This window comes from Bacillus sp. FMQ74, assembly GCF_001875785.1.
Lineage (GTDB): Bacteria > Bacillota > Bacilli > Bacillales > Bacillaceae > Bacillus > Bacillus stercoris.
The window spans coordinates 42,531-60,076 of record NZ_MOEO01000016.1 but is presented as its reverse complement, the minus strand read 5'-3'; the positions used below and the strand labels follow the sequence as shown (position 1 = coordinate 60,076).

General features: G+C 42.6%; 19 protein-coding genes, 2 rRNA genes and 1 other annotated feature. All 21 genes read left to right on the top strand.

The window, feature by feature from the left end:
* Positions 1–122 (top strand): 23S ribosomal RNA (locus tag BLL41_RS20590); the annotation flags it as partial.
* Between the two features lie 55 nt (positions 123–177).
* Positions 178–293 (top strand): 5S ribosomal RNA (gene rrf / locus BLL41_RS20585).
* A 240-nt stretch (positions 294–533) separates the two neighbouring features.
* A complete protein-coding gene (ctsR, locus tag BLL41_RS20575) occupies positions 534–998 on the top strand; it encodes a transcriptional regulator CtsR (RefSeq protein WP_071579242.1) in 465 nt (154 codons plus the stop codon).
* A 13-nt stretch (positions 999–1,011) separates the two neighbouring features.
* Positions 1,012–1,569, top strand: a complete 558-nt coding sequence (gene mcsA / locus BLL41_RS20570) for a protein-arginine kinase activator protein McsA (protein WP_071579241.1) — start codon at positions 1,012–1,014, stop codon at positions 1,567–1,569.
* Complete coding sequence (mcsB, locus tag BLL41_RS20565) at positions 1,569–2,660, top strand: protein-arginine kinase McsB (protein ID WP_069148826.1); 1,092 nt, start codon at positions 1,569–1,571, stop codon at positions 2,658–2,660. The genes mcsA and mcsB overlap by 1 nt, the downstream gene beginning before the upstream one ends.
* Complete coding sequence (clpC, locus tag BLL41_RS20560) at positions 2,657–5,089, top strand: ATP-dependent protease ATP-binding subunit ClpC (RefSeq protein ID WP_014475592.1); 2,433 nt, start codon at positions 2,657–2,659, stop codon at positions 5,087–5,089. Before mcsB ends, clpC begins: the two co-directional genes overlap by 4 nt.
* Positions 5,090–5,180: 91 nt before the next feature.
* Positions 5,181–6,557, top strand: a complete 1,377-nt coding sequence (gene radA, locus BLL41_RS20555; RefSeq protein WP_015252992.1) for a DNA repair protein RadA — start codon at positions 5,181–5,183, stop codon at positions 6,555–6,557.
* 3 nt (positions 6,558–6,560) lie between these two features.
* Positions 6,561–7,643, top strand: a complete 1,083-nt coding sequence (gene disA, locus BLL41_RS20550; protein ID WP_003225736.1) for a DNA integrity scanning diadenylate cyclase DisA — start codon at positions 6,561–6,563, stop codon at positions 7,641–7,643.
* Between the two features lie 115 nt (positions 7,644–7,758).
* The gene (locus BLL41_RS20545; RefSeq protein WP_071579240.1) at positions 7,759–8,859 is read left to right on the top strand and encodes a PIN/TRAM domain-containing protein; all 1,101 of its coding nucleotides are present in this window, start codon (positions 7,759–7,761) and stop codon (positions 8,857–8,859) included.
* 14 nt (positions 8,860–8,873) lie between these two features.
* Entirely contained in the window at positions 8,874–9,572 is a 699-nt protein-coding gene (gene ispD / locus BLL41_RS20540; protein ID WP_071579239.1) for a 2-C-methyl-D-erythritol 4-phosphate cytidylyltransferase, read from the top strand.
* The gene (gene ispF, locus BLL41_RS20535) at positions 9,565–10,041 is read left to right on the top strand and encodes a 2-C-methyl-D-erythritol 2,4-cyclodiphosphate synthase (protein WP_071579238.1); all 477 of its coding nucleotides are present in this window, start codon (positions 9,565–9,567) and stop codon (positions 10,039–10,041) included. Before ispD ends, ispF begins: the two co-directional genes overlap by 8 nt.
* 90 nt (positions 10,042–10,131) lie before the next feature.
* Positions 10,132–11,583: a glutamate--tRNA ligase gene (gene gltX, locus BLL41_RS20530; protein ID WP_071579237.1), complete on the top strand. Its 1,452-nt coding sequence runs from the start codon at positions 10,132–10,134 to the stop codon at positions 11,581–11,583.
* A 2-nt stretch (positions 11,584–11,585) separates the two neighbouring features.
* Positions 11,586–11,816 (top strand) — a binding site (T-box leader).
* A gap of 68 nt (positions 11,817–11,884) precedes the next feature.
* Positions 11,885–12,538 carry a serine O-acetyltransferase gene (cysE, locus tag BLL41_RS20520; protein ID WP_071579236.1) on the top strand — a complete coding sequence of 218 codons (654 nt, stop codon included), beginning with the start codon at positions 11,885–11,887 and terminating at the stop codon, positions 12,536–12,538.
* The gene (gene cysS / locus BLL41_RS20515) at positions 12,535–13,935 is read left to right on the top strand and encodes a cysteine--tRNA ligase (protein ID WP_014478619.1); all 1,401 of its coding nucleotides are present in this window, start codon (positions 12,535–12,537) and stop codon (positions 13,933–13,935) included. Before cysE ends, cysS begins: the two co-directional genes overlap by 4 nt.
* 3 nt (positions 13,936–13,938) lie before the next feature.
* Positions 13,939–14,370: a mini-ribonuclease 3 gene (locus BLL41_RS20510; RefSeq protein WP_071579235.1), complete on the top strand. Its 432-nt coding sequence runs from the start codon at positions 13,939–13,941 to the stop codon at positions 14,368–14,370.
* On the top strand, positions 14,354–15,103 hold the full coding sequence (gene rlmB / locus BLL41_RS20505) for a 23S rRNA (guanosine(2251)-2'-O)-methyltransferase RlmB (protein WP_003225755.1): 750 nt from the start codon (positions 14,354–14,356) through the stop codon (positions 15,101–15,103). Before BLL41_RS20510 ends, rlmB begins: the two co-directional genes overlap by 17 nt.
* Positions 15,104–15,109: 6 nt before the next feature.
* Positions 15,110–15,622, top strand: coding sequence for a ribosome-dependent mRNA decay endonuclease Rae1/YacP (gene rae1 / locus BLL41_RS20500; protein WP_003225756.1), 513 nt, complete (start codon positions 15,110–15,112; stop codon positions 15,620–15,622).
* 62 nt (positions 15,623–15,684) lie between these two features.
* Positions 15,685–16,341, top strand: a complete 657-nt coding sequence (gene sigH, locus BLL41_RS20495) for an RNA polymerase sporulation sigma factor SigH (RefSeq protein WP_003225758.1) — start codon at positions 15,685–15,687, stop codon at positions 16,339–16,341.
* Positions 16,342–16,433: 92 nt separating this feature from the next.
* Positions 16,434–16,583: a 50S ribosomal protein L33 gene (gene rpmG, locus BLL41_RS20490; RefSeq protein ID WP_003156421.1), complete on the top strand. Its 150-nt coding sequence runs from the start codon at positions 16,434–16,436 to the stop codon at positions 16,581–16,583.
* A 33-nt stretch (positions 16,584–16,616) separates the two neighbouring features.
* Positions 16,617–16,796, top strand: a complete 180-nt coding sequence (gene secE / locus BLL41_RS20485; RefSeq protein ID WP_004399676.1) for a preprotein translocase subunit SecE — start codon at positions 16,617–16,619, stop codon at positions 16,794–16,796.
* 178 nt (positions 16,797–16,974) lie between these two features.
* Positions 16,975–17,508: a transcription termination/antitermination protein NusG gene (gene nusG, locus BLL41_RS20480; RefSeq protein WP_003225764.1), complete on the top strand. Its 534-nt coding sequence runs from the start codon at positions 16,975–16,977 to the stop codon at positions 17,506–17,508.
* Positions 17,509–17,546 lie beyond the last annotated feature (38 nt).

The following is a 17,546-nucleotide window of genomic DNA, read 5'->3' as shown; positions in this document are numbered from 1 at the left end:
ATGAGATTTCCCATTCCGCAAGGAAGTAAGATCCCTGAAAGATGATCAGGTTGATAGGTCTGAGGTGGAAGTGTGGCGACACATGGAGCTGACAGATACTAATCGATCGAGGACTTAACCACATTTTTGATTGATGTCACACCTGTTATCTAGTTTTGAGAGAACACTCTCAATTTGTTTGGTGGCGATAGCGAAGAGGTCACACCCGTTCCCATACCGAACACGGAAGTTAAGCTCTTCAGCGCCGATGGTAGTCGGGGGTTTCCCCCTGTGAGAGTAGGACGCCGCCAAGCAAGTTTAAACCCAGCTCATCGAGCTGGGTTTTTTGTGTTCTGTTTTATTGGTATCATAAAATTCCACTTAACTGTATAATATAATAACTTTATACCGAATTTTAAATCAGCATTCAGGTTTTATGGGCCGGGAAAATGGAAATAATAAAGGATAGAGCGAGAAAGTTGAAAATTCTCGAGAAACGGCTTATAGTAAGATTAAAGTCAAATATAGTCAAAGTCAGTAAAGGAGGGGGTTGAGTGGGACATAATATTTCTGACATCATTGAACAATATTTAAAACGAGTGTTAGATCAAAATGGCAAGGAAATTTTAGAGATTAAACGAAGTGAAATTGCAGATAAATTTCAATGCGTTCCTTCCCAAATAAATTATGTCATCAACACCAGATTTACAAGCGAAAGAGGATATATTGTTGAGAGCAAACGCGGGGGCGGCGGTTACATCAGAATCATTAAAATTAAAATGAACAATGAAGTTGTCCTGATCAATAATATTATTTCTCAAATTAGTACCCATTTGTCTCAAGCAGCCTCTGATGACATTATTTTAAGGCTATTAGAAGACAAGGTGATTTCAGAAAGAGAAGCAAAAATGATGGTCAGCGTAATGGACCGCTCAGTTTTACACATTGACTTGCCTGAACGTGATGAATTAAGAGCAAGAATGATGAAGGCTATGCTGACTTCTTTAAAATTAAAATAAGCGGGTGAAAAGATTGATTTGTCAAGAGTGCCACGAGAGACCAGCCACTTTTCACTTTACAAAGGTTGTTAACGGAGAAAAAATAGAAGTTCATATTTGTGAACAATGTGCCAAAGAAAATAGTGATTCATATGGTATAAGTGCAAATCAAGGTTTCTCTATTCATAATTTACTTTCGGGTTTGCTGAACATGGATTCTTCCTTTCAAAGTGCAGGGACTCAAATGTTCAGTCACTCGGAGCAAATATCTGCTTGTCCGAAATGCGGAATGACGTTTCAGCAATTCAGAAAAATTGGCCGCTTTGGATGTTCTGAATGTTACAAAACATTCCATAGCAACATTACACCTATCCTACGTAAAGTGCACAGTGGAAACACTGTGCATGCAGGGAAGATACCGAAACGAATAGGCGGCAATCTTCATGTCAGACGGCAGATTGATATGCTGAAAAAAGAATTAGAATCCTTAATCCATCAAGAAGAATTTGAAAATGCAGCTCATGTGAGAGATCAAATTCGTTCTTTGGAACAATCACTCAAAAGTACAGATAGTGAGGAGGAACAGGGGTAATGTCGCTAAAGCATTTTATTCAGGACGCACTAAGCAGTTGGATGAAGCAGAAAGGACCTGAAAGTGACATTGTACTCAGCAGCCGCATACGTTTAGCAAGGAACTTTGAACATATTCGGTTCCCTACGCGGTATTCCAATGAAGAAGCCTCATCCATCATACAGCAATTTGAAGATCAGTTTTCAGAGCAAGAAATTCCCGGAATCGGCAAATTCGTTTTGATTAGAATGAATGATGCACAGCCTCTAGAAAAGCGTGTACTTGTTGAAAAACATCTAATCAGTCCGAATTTGACAGAGTCTCCTTTTGGCGGCTGTTTGCTTTCTGAAAATGAGGAAGTAAGCGTCATGCTAAATGAAGAGGATCATATTAGAATACAATGTCTTTTCCCTGGATTTCAGCTTCTAGAAGCAATGAAAGCCGCAAACCAGGTCGATGACTGGATTGAAGAAAAAGTTGATTATGCATTCAATGAGCAGAGAGGGTACTTAACCAGCTGTCCTACAAACGTAGGTACAGGTTTAAGGGCTTCGGTCATGATGCATCTGCCGGCGCTGGTTTTAACTAGGCAAATAAATCGAATTATACCGGCAATTAATCAATTAGGCTTAGTTGTTAGAGGAATTTATGGGGAAGGCAGCGAAGCAGTAGGGAATATCTTTCAAATTTCAAATCAGATCACGCTTGGTAAGTCAGAGCAGGATATTGTAGATGATCTTAACAGTGTTGCTGCCCAGCTGATTGAACAAGAGCGATCTGCCCGAGAAGCGATTTATCAAACTTCTAAAATTGAACTTGAGGATCGGGTATATCGGTCTTATGGGGTCTTGTCTAATTGCCGGATGATAGAATCTAAAGAAACTGCAAAGTGCCTTTCAGATGTTCGGTTAGGCATAGACCTAGGCATTATAAAAGGACTTTCAAGCAACATACTTAACGAACTAATGATTTTAACGCAGCCAGGATTTTTACAACAGTACTCGGGAGGCGCTTTGCGTCCGAACGAAAGGGACATTCGAAGAGCGGCTCTCATAAGAGAACGGCTTCACTTAGAAATGAATGGGAAAAGACAGGAGGATGAATCGATATGATGTTTGGAAGATTTACAGAACGGGCTCAAAAAGTACTGGCGCTAGCACAGGAAGAAGCACTTCGTTTAGGTCATAATAATATTGGCACTGAGCATATTTTATTAGGACTGGTAAGAGAAGGAGAGGGCATTGCTGCCAAAGCTCTTCAAGCGCTTGGACTCGGTTCAGATAAAATCCAGAAAGAAGTAGAAAGTTTGATCGGGCGCGGGCAGGAAATGTCTCAAACGATTCATTATACTCCTAGAGCTAAAAAAGTCATTGAACTTTCGATGGATGAGGCAAGAAAACTCGGTCATTCTTATGTCGGAACAGAACATATTCTCCTTGGTCTGATTCGTGAAGGAGAAGGTGTTGCCGCGAGAGTTCTGAATAATCTCGGTGTCAGCTTAAATAAAGCAAGACAGCAGGTGCTCCAGCTTCTTGGAAGCAATGAAACAGGATCATCAGCGGCAGGAACAAACAGCAATGCGAATACGCCTACGCTTGATAGCTTGGCAAGAGACTTGACTGCTATTGCGAAGGAAGACAGTCTTGATCCTGTAATCGGCAGAAGCAAGGAAATCCAGCGTGTTATAGAAGTGTTAAGCCGCAGAACGAAAAACAACCCTGTTCTCATTGGTGAACCAGGTGTTGGTAAAACGGCTATCGCAGAAGGTTTGGCACAGCAAATTATCAATAATGAAGTACCCGAAATCTTGCGTGATAAACGTGTGATGACATTAGACATGGGAACGGTTGTTGCCGGCACAAAATATCGCGGAGAATTTGAGGATCGCCTGAAGAAGGTCATGGATGAAATTCGCCAGGCAGGAAATATCATTCTATTCATCGATGAGCTCCATACATTAATCGGTGCAGGCGGAGCAGAAGGTGCTATCGATGCATCTAATATCTTAAAACCTTCACTTGCTCGCGGTGAGCTCCAATGTATTGGAGCAACGACTCTTGACGAGTATCGTAAATATATTGAAAAAGACGCAGCGCTGGAACGCCGTTTTCAGCCGATCCAGGTTGATCAGCCATCTGTCGATGAAAGTATTCAAATTTTACAAGGTCTTCGTGACAGATACGAAGCTCACCACCGTGTTTCTATCACTGATGATGCCATTGAAGCTGCGGTTAAGCTTTCTGACAGATACATTTCCGACCGCTTTCTTCCGGATAAAGCCATTGATTTAATCGATGAAGCTGGTTCAAAGGTGAGACTGCGCTCCTTTACAACGCCTCCTAACTTAAAAGAGCTTGAGCAGAAGCTTGATGAGGTTCGTAAAGAGAAGGATGCGGCAGTGCAAAGCCAAGAGTTTGAAAAAGCTGCTTCCTTGCGTGATACTGAACAGCGCCTGCGTGAGCAAGTAGAGGATACAAAGAAATCATGGAAAGAGAAGCAAGGGCAGGAAAACTCAGAGGTTACTGTGGATGATATTGCGATGGTTGTATCCAGCTGGACCGGTGTGCCTGTATCTAAAATCGCCCAAACTGAAACTGATAAGCTTCTCAATATGGAAAACATTCTTCACTCCCGTGTCATCGGCCAGGATGAAGCGGTTGTAGCCGTTGCAAAAGCCGTCAGACGTGCGAGAGCAGGGTTAAAAGATCCTAAACGCCCAATCGGCTCATTCATTTTCTTAGGTCCTACAGGTGTAGGTAAAACAGAGCTTGCGCGAGCACTTGCTGAATCCATTTTTGGCGATGAAGAATCCATGATCAGAATAGATATGTCTGAATACATGGAAAAACACTCAACTTCAAGACTTGTCGGTTCACCTCCGGGATACGTGGGATACGATGAAGGCGGTCAATTGACAGAGAAAGTCAGAAGAAAACCTTACTCTGTCGTGCTTCTTGATGAGATTGAGAAAGCGCACCCTGATGTCTTCAATATCCTTCTGCAAGTTCTTGAAGACGGCCGATTGACTGATTCTAAAGGACGTACAGTCGATTTCCGCAATACCATTTTGATCATGACATCAAACGTCGGAGCAAGTGAGCTGAAACGCAATAAATATGTCGGCTTTAACGTTCAGGATGAGACTCAAAATCATAAAGACATGAAAGATAAAGTGATGGGTGAATTGAAACGGGCGTTTAGACCTGAGTTCATCAACCGTATCGATGAAATCATCGTCTTCCATTCACTTGAGAAAAAACATCTTACTGAAATCGTGTCATTAATGTCTGATCAATTGACGAAACGCCTGAAAGAACAGGATCTTTCTATCGAATTGACTGATGCTGCAAAAGCAAAAGTCGCGGAAGAGGGCGTTGACCTGGAGTACGGAGCCCGTCCGTTAAGAAGAGCCATCCAAAAACATGTAGAGGATCGTTTATCTGAAGAACTCCTCAGAGGAAATATTCATAAAGGACAGCATATTGTTCTTGATGTAGAAGATGGCGAATTTGTCGTAAAAACGACTGCTAAAACGAATTAATATATAAGACAGAAATGAGGCATACAGCATGTAAGTGTATGCCTCACTTTCATATCAAGAAATAGAACAAGGGAGAGGTCTTACACTATATATGGCTAAAACAAAATCGAAATTCATCTGCCAATCCTGCGGCTACGAGTCTCCAAAATGGATGGGGAAATGTCCGGGCTGCGGTGCTTGGAATACAATGGTGGAAGAAATGATTAAAAAAGCACCGGCCAATCGGAGAGCGGCTTTTTCTCATTCTGTTCAAACTGTACAGAAACCTTCACCTATTACATCAATCGAAACATCAGAAGAACCCCGCGTTAAAACCCAGCTTGGCGAGTTTAACAGAGTACTCGGCGGAGGTGTCGTTAAAGGCTCCCTCGTTTTAATCGGCGGTGATCCTGGTATCGGAAAGTCAACGTTATTACTGCAGGTTTCCGCTCAATTATCAGGCTCATCAAACAGTGTGCTGTATATTTCGGGAGAAGAGTCTGTAAAGCAAACGAAGCTTCGAGCTGACCGCCTCGGCATTAATAATCCTTCACTGCATGTTTTGTCTGAAACCGATATGGAGTATATTTCGTCTGCTATACAAGAGATGAATCCAGCCTTTGTCGTTGTTGACTCTATTCAAACGGTATACCAAAGCGATATCACATCGGCACCGGGCAGTGTGTCACAGGTCAGAGAATGTACCGCTGAGCTGATGAAAATTGCAAAAACAAAAGGTATCCCGATTTTTATCGTGGGACACGTGACGAAAGAAGGGTCTATTGCAGGGCCGAGACTGTTGGAGCATATGGTTGACACTGTTTTATATTTTGAAGGAGAACGCCACCATACTTTCCGTATTTTGCGGGCTGTAAAAAACCGTTTTGGATCTACAAACGAAATGGGCATATTTGAAATGCGGGAAGAGGGGCTTACTGAGGTTTTGAATCCTTCAGAAATTTTCTTGGAAGAACGCTCTGCGGGTTCCGCGGGCTCGAGTATCACTGCTTCTATGGAGGGCACTAGACCGATTCTCGTTGAAATTCAGGCGCTCATCTCGCCAACAAGCTTTGGAAACCCAAGGCGTATGGCAACGGGAATAGACCACAACAGGGTTTCTCTGTTAATGGCTGTGTTAGAAAAAAGAGTTGGGCTGCTGCTGCAAAATCAGGATGCTTATTTGAAAGTGGCTGGCGGCGTTAAGCTTGATGAACCGGCAATTGATCTTGCCATTGCGATCAGTATCGCATCAAGCTTTAGAGACACACCTCCAAATCCTGCAGATTGTTTTATTGGAGAAGTGGGATTAACCGGAGAAGTCCGGCGGGTTTCAAGAATTGAACAGCGTGTGAAAGAAGCGGCAAAGCTTGGTTTTAAACGCATGATCATACCCGCGGCTAATCTGGATGGATGGACAAAACCAAAAGGGATTGAGGTTATCGGAGTAGCAAATGTTGCAGAGGCGCTTCGTACTTCATTAGGAGGATAATAGATGGAAAAAGAGAAAAAAGGGGCGAAACACGAGTTAGACCTGTCATCTATACTGCAGTTTGTTGCTCCGGGTACACCGCTCAGAGCGGGGATGGAGAACGTCTTGAGAGCAAATACAGGCGGTCTGATCGTTGTTGGATATAATGATAAAGTAAAAGAAGTGGTGGATGGAGGATTTCACATCAACACGGCTTTTTCTCCGGCGCATTTGTATGAGTTGGCTAAAATGGATGGAGCGATCATTTTAAGTGATTCGGGTCAAAAGATCCTATATGCGAATACACAGTTGATGCCGGATGCCACAATTTCTTCATCAGAAACAGGAATGCGGCATAGAACTGCCGAAAGAGTAGCTAAGCAGACTGGCTGTCTTGTGATCGCTATTTCTGAAAGAAGAAATGTCATAACGTTATATCAGGAAAACATGAAGTATACACTAAAGGACATAGGATTCATTTTAACCAAGGCGAACCAAGCCATTCAAACACTTGAAAAATACAAGACAATCCTCGATAAAACGATTAATGCACTGAATGCGTTAGAGTTTGAGGAGCTTGTTACCTTTAGCGATGTCTTGTCTGTCATGCATCGTTATGAAATGGTGTTGAGAATCAAAAACGAAATTAATATGTATATCAAAGAGCTGGGGACAGAAGGACATTTGATCAAACTGCAAGTCATTGAATTGATTACGGATATGGAAGAAGAGGCCGCTTTATTTATTAAGGATTATGTAAAAGAAAAGATTAAAGATCCGTTTGTTCTTTTGAAGGAGCTGCAGGATATGTCCAGTTATGATCTGCTGGATGATTCCATTGTGTATAAGCTTCTCGGTTACCCTGCTTCTACTAATCTTGATGATTATGTATTGCCTAGAGGATACAGGCTGTTAAATAAGATACCGCGTCTTCCGATGCCAATTGTTGAAAATGTTGTAGAAGCATTTGGAGTCCTTCCAAGGATTATTGAGGCGAGTGCAGAAGAATTAGATGAAGTAGAGGGAATCGGTGAAGTACGAGCCCAAAAAATCAAAAAAGGATTAAAACGCCTGCAAGAGAAGCATTATTTAGACCGGCAGCTGTGATTTCGGTTAAAACCTGGTGAATACGGGTATATTAATGTTGGTTTTTGTTTATTCTGATATTCGTAGGGTGCATAAGACTTTGTGAAATAAAAATGTTTAAAAAGGAGGTGGGGGTATGTTAAAACGAATAGTTCAGGCGTTCTTCATTATTTTTGGCGGCGTTGTTGGTATATTTCTAATACCTGAATTGTTTGTACTGTTAAATATACAGGACATACCTTTAATAACAAACGCATATACGTCTGCGGCAATTGGGGCAATTATTTTTTTTCTCATCAGTATATGGGGTACAGAATACGTTGTGAACTGGATGAAGTGGATAGAGGATTCATTGTTAAAAGCGCCGGTTCCAGATTTGTTATTTGGAAGTCTTGGCCTAGTTTTTGGACTTATAATTGCTTATCTTATCGTAAATGTTATTCCTTTAGACAATATACCTTACCGCATATTCAGCACAATTATCCCTGTATTTTTGGCTTTCTTCCTCGGTTATCTCGGCTTCCAGGTGGGCTTTAAGAAAAAGGATGAATTGATCAGCCTGTTTTCCATTTCCGCCAGAATGCAAAAGAAAAAAGGATCAGCTGAAGAAGAACATGAGGTTCAAGACAAGAAGCTGAAAATTTTGGACACTAGTGTTATTATTGATGGGAGAATAGCAGATATTTGTCAGACTGGATTTTTAGAGGGAGTTATCGTGATTCCGCAGTTTGTCCTTGAGGAATTGCAGCATATTGCCGACTCTTCCGATGTGTTAAAACGAAACAGAGGACGCCGCGGTCTTGATATCCTGAACCGCATTCAGAAAGAATTAGACATTGAAGTTGAAATTTACGAAGGTGACTTTGAGGATATTCAGGAGGTTGACAGCAAGCTCGTCAAACTTGCTAAGCTGACATCCGGGGTCGTTGTGACGAATGATTTTAATTTAAATAAAGTATGCGAGCTTCAGAAGGTAGCAGTATTAAACATTAATGACCTTGCCAATGCGGTCAAGCCTGTTGTGCTTCCTGGCGAGGAAATGAATGTTCAGGTCATTAAGGATGGGAAAGAGCATAATCAGGGAGTTGCCTACTTGGATGACGGTACGATGATTGTCGTTGAAGAAGGACGCAATTATATCGGCAAGCATATTGATGTACTCGTCACAAGTGTGCTGCAGACAGCAGCGGGACGAATGATTTTTGCGAAGCCTAAGCTGTTGGAGAAGGCGCTGTAGAGGGAGAAGAAACAATGAGTTATGATGTGGTGATTCCTGCAGCCGGACAGGGAAAGCGGATGAAGGCAGGGAGAAATAAACTGTTCATTGAGCTGAAAGGAGACCCGGTGATCATACACACGTTAAGAGTGTTTGACAGCCACCGGCAGTGCGATAAAATCATTTTGGTGATTAACGAGCAGGACCGGGAGCACTTTCAGCAATTGCTGTCCGATTACCCGTTTCAAACTTTAATTGAGCTTGTTGCAGGCGGAGATGAGCGTCAGCACAGTGTATACAAGGGGCTGAAAGCCGTAAAGCAAGAAAAGATTGTCCTTGTACATGACGGTGCCCGCCCATTTATAAAACATGAACAAATTGACGAACTGATCGCAGAGGCGGAACAGACAGGAGCGGCCATCCTCGCTGTCCCGGTAAAAGATACGATTAAACGCGTTCAAGATTTACAAGTCAGTGAGACGATTGAACGTTCAAGCTTGTGGGCTGTCCAAACGCCACAAGCTTTTCGTCTTTCTTTATTGATGAAGGCTCATGCTGAGGCCGAGCGCAAGGGATTTTTAGGGACGGATGACGCCAGCCTCGTTGAACAGATGGAGGGCGGTTCGGTCCGTGTTGTAGAAGGCAGCTATACAAATATTAAGCTGACGACGCCAGACGATTTGACGTCAGCCGAAGCTATCATGGAATCAGAAAGTGGGAATAAACATGTTTAGAATTGGACAAGGATTTGATGTGCATCAATTAGTGAAGGGCCGTCCTCTCATTATTGGCGGAATTGAAATCCCGTACGAAAAAGGGCTGCTTGGCCATTCTGATGCAGACGTATTGCTGCATACCGTCGCTGACGCGTGCCTGGGAGCTGTGGGTGAAGGAGACATCGGCAAGCATTTTCCTGACACAGATCCCGAGTTCAAGGACGCAGATTCTTTCAAATTACTTCAGCATGTCTGGGGAATCGTGAAACAAAAAGGGTATGTCCTTGGGAACATTGATTGCACCATCATAGCGCAAAAGCCGAAGATGCTGCCGTACATAGAAGATATGAGAAAAAGAATTGCTGAAGGCCTTGAGGCAGATGTTTCTCAAGTAAATGTAAAAGCAACAACGACAGAAAAGCTTGGATTTACAGGCCGGGCGGAAGGAATAGCGGCTCAGGCGACAGTACTGATACAAAAAGGCTAACTTGTTTTGATGCCGGGTCTATTTGGTGGTAGAATAGATTCATACATTTTTGCCTGAGGCCATACATGACATGAAAGGAAGTATTTGAAAATGGGAAACGAAGTACGCGTCCGTTATGCACCGAGTCCAACCGGACATTTGCATATTGGAAATGCCAGAACGGCGCTTTTTAATTATTTATTTGCCCGCAATCAAGGCGGTAAGTTTATCATTCGAGTTGAGGATACAGATAAAAAGCGCAATATTGAGGGCGGAGAACAAAGCCAGCTGAATTATCTGAAGTGGCTGGGTATTGACTGGGATGAGAGTGTGGATGTCGGCGGAGAGTACGGCCCATACCGTCAGTCAGAGCGTAACGATATCTATAAAGTGTACTATGAAGAGCTCCTTGAAAAAGGGCTTGCTTATAAATGCTACTGTACGGAAGAAGAGCTTGAAAAAGAGCGTGAAGAACAGATTGCCCGCGGAGAAATGCCGCGTTATTCTGGGAAACACAGAGATTTGACTCAGGAAGAAGAGGAGAAATTTATTGCTGAAGGCAGAAAGCCGAGTATTCGTTTCCGCGTGCCGGAAGGAAAAGTCATCGCCTTCAACGATATCGTAAAGGGCGAAATTTCTTTTGAATCAGATGGCATTGGCGACTTCGTTATTGTGAAAAAGGACGGAACGCCTACTTATAACTTCGCGGTAGCTATTGATGACTACTTAATGAAAATGACACACGTGCTGCGCGGTGAGGACCATATTTCTAACACACCGAAACAGATTATGATTTATCAAGCATTCGGGTGGGATATTCCTCAGTTCGGGCATATGACGCTGATCGTAAACGAAAGCCGTAAAAAGCTCAGCAAACGTGATGAATCCATTATTCAATTCATCGAGCAGTACAAGGAGCTTGGCTACTTGCCTGAAGCGCTGTTCAACTTTATCGGGCTGCTAGGCTGGTCACCGGTTGGTGAAGAAGAGCTTTTCACAAAAGAGCAGTTTATTGAAATTTTTGATGTAAATCGTTTATCTAAATCACCAGCTTTGTTTGATATGCATAAGCTAAAATGGGTTAACAACCAATATGTGAAGAAGCTGGATCTTGATCAGGTTGTTGAACTTACGCTTCCGCATTTGCAAAAAGCCGGCAAAGTTGGCACTGAGCTTTCTGCTGAAGAACAAGAGTGGGTTCGTAAATTGATTTCCCTGTATCATGAGCAATTAAGCTACGGTGCGGAAATTGTTGAGCTGACTGATTTGTTCTTTACGGATGAGATCGAGTATAATCAAGAAGCAAAAGCTGTTCTGGAAGAAGAACAGGTTCCTGAAGTGCTCAGCACATTCGCTGCGAAGCTTGAAGAGCTTGAAGAGTTCACTCCAGATAATATCAAAGCATCGATCAAAGCAGTGCAGAAAGAAACTGGCCACAAAGGGAAAAAACTGTTTATGCCGATTCGTGTTGCTGTAACAGGGCAAACTCACGGTCCGGAACTGCCGCAATCAATCGAATTGATCGGTAAAGAGACTGCAATTCAGCGTTTGAAAAATATCTAAATAAACGATTGTTGAGAGGGAAGAGTATAAAGCTTTAGGCCATTACAGAAAGGATCTTCATTGGCTGAGAGAGATCCATGAGCCGGGTTTTAGAAGTGCGCCCTTAAGACCTTTGAAGAACGTTTTTTAAAATCAGTATTCAAAGGCGGCCGCCGCCGTTACAGGCTGAAGTTGGGAGAGCAGAAGTCTGCTTTTCAAACAGAGTGGAACCGCGCGGTTAAAGCGTCTCTGTCATGTTTACATGCAGAGACGCTTTTTTTATTGGGCAGAGGAAATCAGATAGAGAAACGGGGGGAAGCATGTGTTTTTTAGAATGCTCAAAGAAGACATTGATACTGTGTTCGATCAAGATCCTGCAGCAAGAAGCTATTTTGAAGTGATTTTAACTTATTCCGGTTTACATGCTATATGGGCGCATCGGATTGCACATGCTTTATATAAACGAAAATTTTATTTCCTTGCACGCCTTATATCTCAAGTAAGCCGATTTTTTACCGGGATAGAAATCCACCCCGGCGCTACAATCGGGAGAAGGTTTTTCATAGACCACGGCATGGGGGTTGTCATTGGGGAGACATGTGAAATCGGCAATAACGTAACCGTTTTTCAGGGGGTTACCCTCGGGGGAACGGGGAAAGAAAAGGGAAAAAGGCACCCAACGATTAAAGATGACGCATTGATAGCCACAGGTGCTAAAGTGCTCGGTTCTATTACGGTCGGTGAAGGCTCAAAGATTGGCGCTGGTTCAGTAGTGCTGCATGATGTTCCTGATTTTTCAACAGTTGTCGGTATCCCTGGACGGGTCGTTGTACAAAATGGCAAGAAAGTAAGACGCGATTTAAACCACCAGGATTTGCCCGATCCGGTTGCTGACCGCTTTAAGGCTTTGGAACAGCAGATTTTAGAGCTGAAGGCAGAACTTGAAGACAGAAAAGAAAGGATCAATCAAAAATGACAATCACACTTTATAATACATTGACTAGACAGAAGGAAACATTCGTTCCTCTTGAAGAGGGGAAAGTGAAAATGTACGTATGCGGACCGACAGTTTACAATTACATTCACATCGGGAACGCGCGTCCGGCTATCGTTTACGATACGGTTCGAAACTATTTGGAGTATAAAGGCTATGATGTGCAGTATGTCTCTAACTTCACAGACGTAGACGATAAATTAATTAAAGCGGCAAATGAACTTGGTGAGGATGTGCCTACCATTTCAGAGCGTTTTATTAAAGCATACTTTGAAGATGTAGGTGCGCTCGGATGCCGAAAAGCCGACCTTCATCCGCGAGTGATGGAAAATATGGATGCCATTATTGAATTCGTAGATCAGCTCGTGAAAAAGGGCTACGCTTATGAATCAGAAGGTGACGTTTATTTCAAAACAAGAGCGTTTGAAGGATACGGAAAGCTTTCTCAGCAATCAATCGATGAACTAAGATCAGGTGCACGCATCCGGGTCGGCGAGAAAAAAGAAGATGCTCTTGATTTCGCACTGTGGAAAGCGGCAAAAGAAGGGGAAATCTCTTGGGATAGCCCTTGGGGAAAAGGACGTCCGGGCTGGCACATTGAATGCTCAGCAATGGTGAAAAAATATCTGGGTGACCAGATTGATATCCATGCGGGGGGACAGGATTTAACATTCCCTCACCACGAAAACGAAATTGCGCAATCAGAGGCGCTGACAGGCAAAACGTTTGCGAAGTACTGGCTTCATAATGGCTATATCAATATTGATAATGAAAAAATGTCAAAATCACTGGGCAACTTTGTTCTTGTGCATGACATCATTAAACAGCATGATCCGCAGCTTTTGAGATTCTTTATGCTATCTGTTCATTATCGCCATCCGATTAACTATTCAGAAGAGCTTCTGGAGAATACGAAAAGCGCATTTAACCGTTTAAAAACAGCGTACAGCAATCTTCAGCACCGTCTGAACAGCAGTACGAATTTAACGGAAGATGACGATCAATGGCTTGAAAAAGTTGAAGAACACCGCAAAGCATTTGAAGAAGCGATGGACGATGATTTTAATACGGCAAATGCGATTTCTGTCTTGTTCGACTTAGCGAAACACGCCAATTATTATCTTCAGAAAGATCATACGGCTGATCATGTAATTACGGCGTTTATCGAGATGTTTGACCGTATTGTTTCTGTTCTCGGTTTTTCATTGGGTGAGCAGGAACTTCTCGATCAAGAGATTGAAGACTTAATCGAAAAACGAAATGAAGCGCGCCGGAATCGCGATTTTGCATTGTCAGACCAGATTCGCGACCAGCTGAAAAGCATGAATATCATTCTTGAAGATACGGCTCAAGGCACTCGCTGGAAACGGGGAGAATAACGGATGCTTGAATTTGATACGATAAAAGATTCAAAGCAGCTTAACGGTCTTGCGCTTGCTTATATAGGTGATGCCATTTTTGAAGTGTATGTAAGGCATCACCTGCTTAAGCAGGGCTTTACCAAACCAAATGATCTTCATAAGAAATCAAGCCGGATTGTTTCGGCAAAGTCACAGGCTGAGATCCTATTTTTTCTGCAGGATCAATCATTTTTTACGGAAGAAGAGGAAGCGGTGCTGAAAAGAGGCAGAAATGCCAAGTCTGGAACAACACCTAAAAATACAGATGTTCAGACGTACCGCTATAGTACAGCATTTGAAGCGCTTCTGGGCTACCTTTTTTTAGAGAAAAGAGAGGAACGGCTTAGTCAGCTCGTAGCCGAAGCTATACAATTCGGGACGTCAGGGAGGAAAACAAATGAGTCAGCAACATGATTACGTCATAGGGAAGAATGCAGTGATCGAGACGTTAAAATCTGATCGGAAGCTGTATAAGCTGTGGATGGCGGAAAACACCGTAAAGGGACAAGCACAGCAAGTGATTGAGCTTGCGAAAAAGCAGGGAATCACGATTCAATACGTCCCGAGAAAAAAACTCGATCAAATGGTAACAGGACAGCATCAAGGCGTAGTGGCACAGGTTGCAGCGTATGAATATGCAGAACTGGACGATTTATATAAAGCAGCCGAAGAAAGAAATGAACAGCCTTTCTTCCTCATTCTGGACGAGCTTGAAGACCCTCATAATCTTGGTTCCATTATGAGAACAGCGGATGCGGTCGGCGCTCATGGCATCGTCATTCCAAAACGGAGAGCTGTCGGGCTGACAACAACAGTGGCAAAAGCTTCAACAGGGGCAATTGAGCACATTCCTGTAGCAAGAGTCACCAATTTGGCACGGACGTTAGAAGAGATGAAAGAGCGGGGAATTTGGGTTGTCGGAACGGATGCGTCCGCGCGTGAGGATTACCGCAATATGGACGGCAATATGCCTTTGGCTTTAGTCATCGGAAGTGAAGGAAAAGGGATGGGCCGCCTCGTGAAGGAAAAGTGTGATTTTCTCATTAAACTCCCGATGGCCGGAAAGGTAACTTCATTAAATGCATCTGTCGCGGCTGGTCTTTTGATGTATGAAGTCTACCGGAAACGAAACCCTCTGGGAGAATAAAGACCCATGGATATCCTGTTAGTAGACGGGTACAACATGATTGGAGCCTGGCCGCAGCTAAAGGATTTAAAAGCGAACAGTTTCGAAGAGGCGAGAGACGTACTGATTCAGAAAATGGCGGAATATCAATCGTATACAGGAAACAGGGTTATTGTTGTTTTTGACGCGCATCTCGTAAAAGGGCTTGAGAAAAAACAGACCAACCATCGAGTTGAAGTGATTTTTACAAAGGAAAATGAGACGGCTGATGAACGGATAGAAAAGCTCGCTCAGGCTTTGAATAATATCGCGACTCAAATTCACGTTGCGACCTCTGACTATACTGAGCAATGGGCGATTTTCGGACAGGGGGCATTGCGGAAATCGGCCCGGGAGCTTTTGAGAGAGGTAGAAGCGATTGAAAGGCGAATAGAGAGACGGGTAAGAAAAATCACTTCCGAAAAGCCGGCGGGTAAAATTGCTTTATCGGAAGAGGTTTTGAAAACGTTTGAAAAGTGGAGGCGGGGAGACTTAGATTAAGTTGACGCTTTTTTGCCCAATACTGTATAATATTTCTATCTACGTGCGCCGGGGGGATCGGAGTGAATCTACAGAACAACAAGGGAAAATTCAACAAAGAGCAGTTTTGCCAGTTGGAGGACGAGCAGGTCATTGAAAAGGTTCATGTTGGGGACAGTGATGCGTTAGATTACTTGATTACGAAGTACCGAAACTTTGTTCGGGCGAAAGCAAGATCCTATTTCTTAATAGGGGCGGACAGAGAAGATATTGTTCAGGAAGGTATGATAGGCCTCTACAAGTCTATTCGTGACTTCAAAGAGGACAAGCTTACCTCTTTCAAAGCTTTTGCAGAATTATGTATTACCCGCCAAATTATTACCGCAATAAAGACAGCTACTCGCCAGAAACACATTCCTTTGAATTCCTACGTCTCATTAGATAAACCGATTTTTGATGAAGAATCAGACCGAACGCTGCTTGATGTCATTTCAGGGGCGAAAACCTTAAATCCTGAGGAAATGATCATTAATCAGGAAGAATTTGATGACATTGAAATGAAAATGGGAGAACTATTAAGTGATTTAGAGAGAAAAGTACTCGTCTTATATCTCGACGGGAGAAGTTACCAAGAGATTTCCGATGAACTGAACCGACATGTGAAATCGATCGACAATGCCCTTCAGCGTGTGAAACGCAAGCTGGAGAAGTACTTGGAAATTCGCGAAATCAGTTTGTAATAGGAATTTATGCTATATTGACAGTATTTTTCTGACTATGATATGTTACTAAAGATAAGAACTAATGTCTATTTAGAAAAAGGTGTAATGACATGAGAAAAAAGATTACGTTAGCATGCAAGACATGCGGAAACCGTAATTATACGACAATGAAGAGCTCTGCATCAGCGGCTGAGCGATTAGAAGTAAAGAAATACTGCAGTACTTGCAATTCACATACAGCTCATCTTGAAACAAAATAGTTTTTGCGCTTTTAAATTGTGGAGGTCTTTTACATGCGTATTATGAAATTCTTTAAAGATGTTGGGAAAGAAATGAAAAAGGTAAGCTGGCCTAAAGGAAAAGAGTTAACGCGTTATACCATTACGGTAATTTCAACAGTTATCTTTTTTGTTATCTTTTTTGCCCTCCTTGACACAGGAATTTCTCAATTAATTCGTTTAATAGTTGAATAATGATCAGCAATACGTGCTATAATAGATCATAATATTACTTGCCAAAACCCGTTCAGCGGGTTTTTTATTGTGGCTTAAAATGAAAGTTATCATAGGCTTGCCGCCTATTTTTTGAAGCGTTATGGTAATTCACTAAAACCAAATGCGGGGAGGGAAGGACTGGACAGTCCTGAAGAGAATGGAAAAGAATTGGTATGTTGTTCACACGTACTCTGGTTATGAGAATAAAGTAAAAGCCAACTTGGAAAAACGTGTTGAATCAATGGGGATGCAGGATAAAATTTTCCGTGTAGTCGTACCCGAAGAAGAAGAAACGGATATCAAAAACGGCAAGAAAAAAGTCGTGAAAAAGAAAGTATTCCCTGGTTATGTGCTTGTTGAAATTGTAATGACAGACGACTCTTGGTATGTTGTCCGCAACACGCCGGGCGTTACTGGATTCGTAGGATCTGCCGGATCAGGTTCAAAACCGACGCCGCTTCTTCCGGGCGAAGCAGAAACCATTCTAAAGAGAATGGGCATGGACGAACGCAAAACTGATATTGACTTTGAATTGAAAGAGACAGTGAAAGTAATAGACGGACCTTTTGCTAACTTTACTGGATCGATTGAAGAGATTGATTATGACAAAAGCAAGGTCAAAGTTTTCGTTAATATGTTCGGCCGCGAAACGCCGGTTGAGCTGGAATTTACCCAAATCGATAAATTGTAATGTGAAAAAACTTGAAATTGCTATATATAAATGATAAT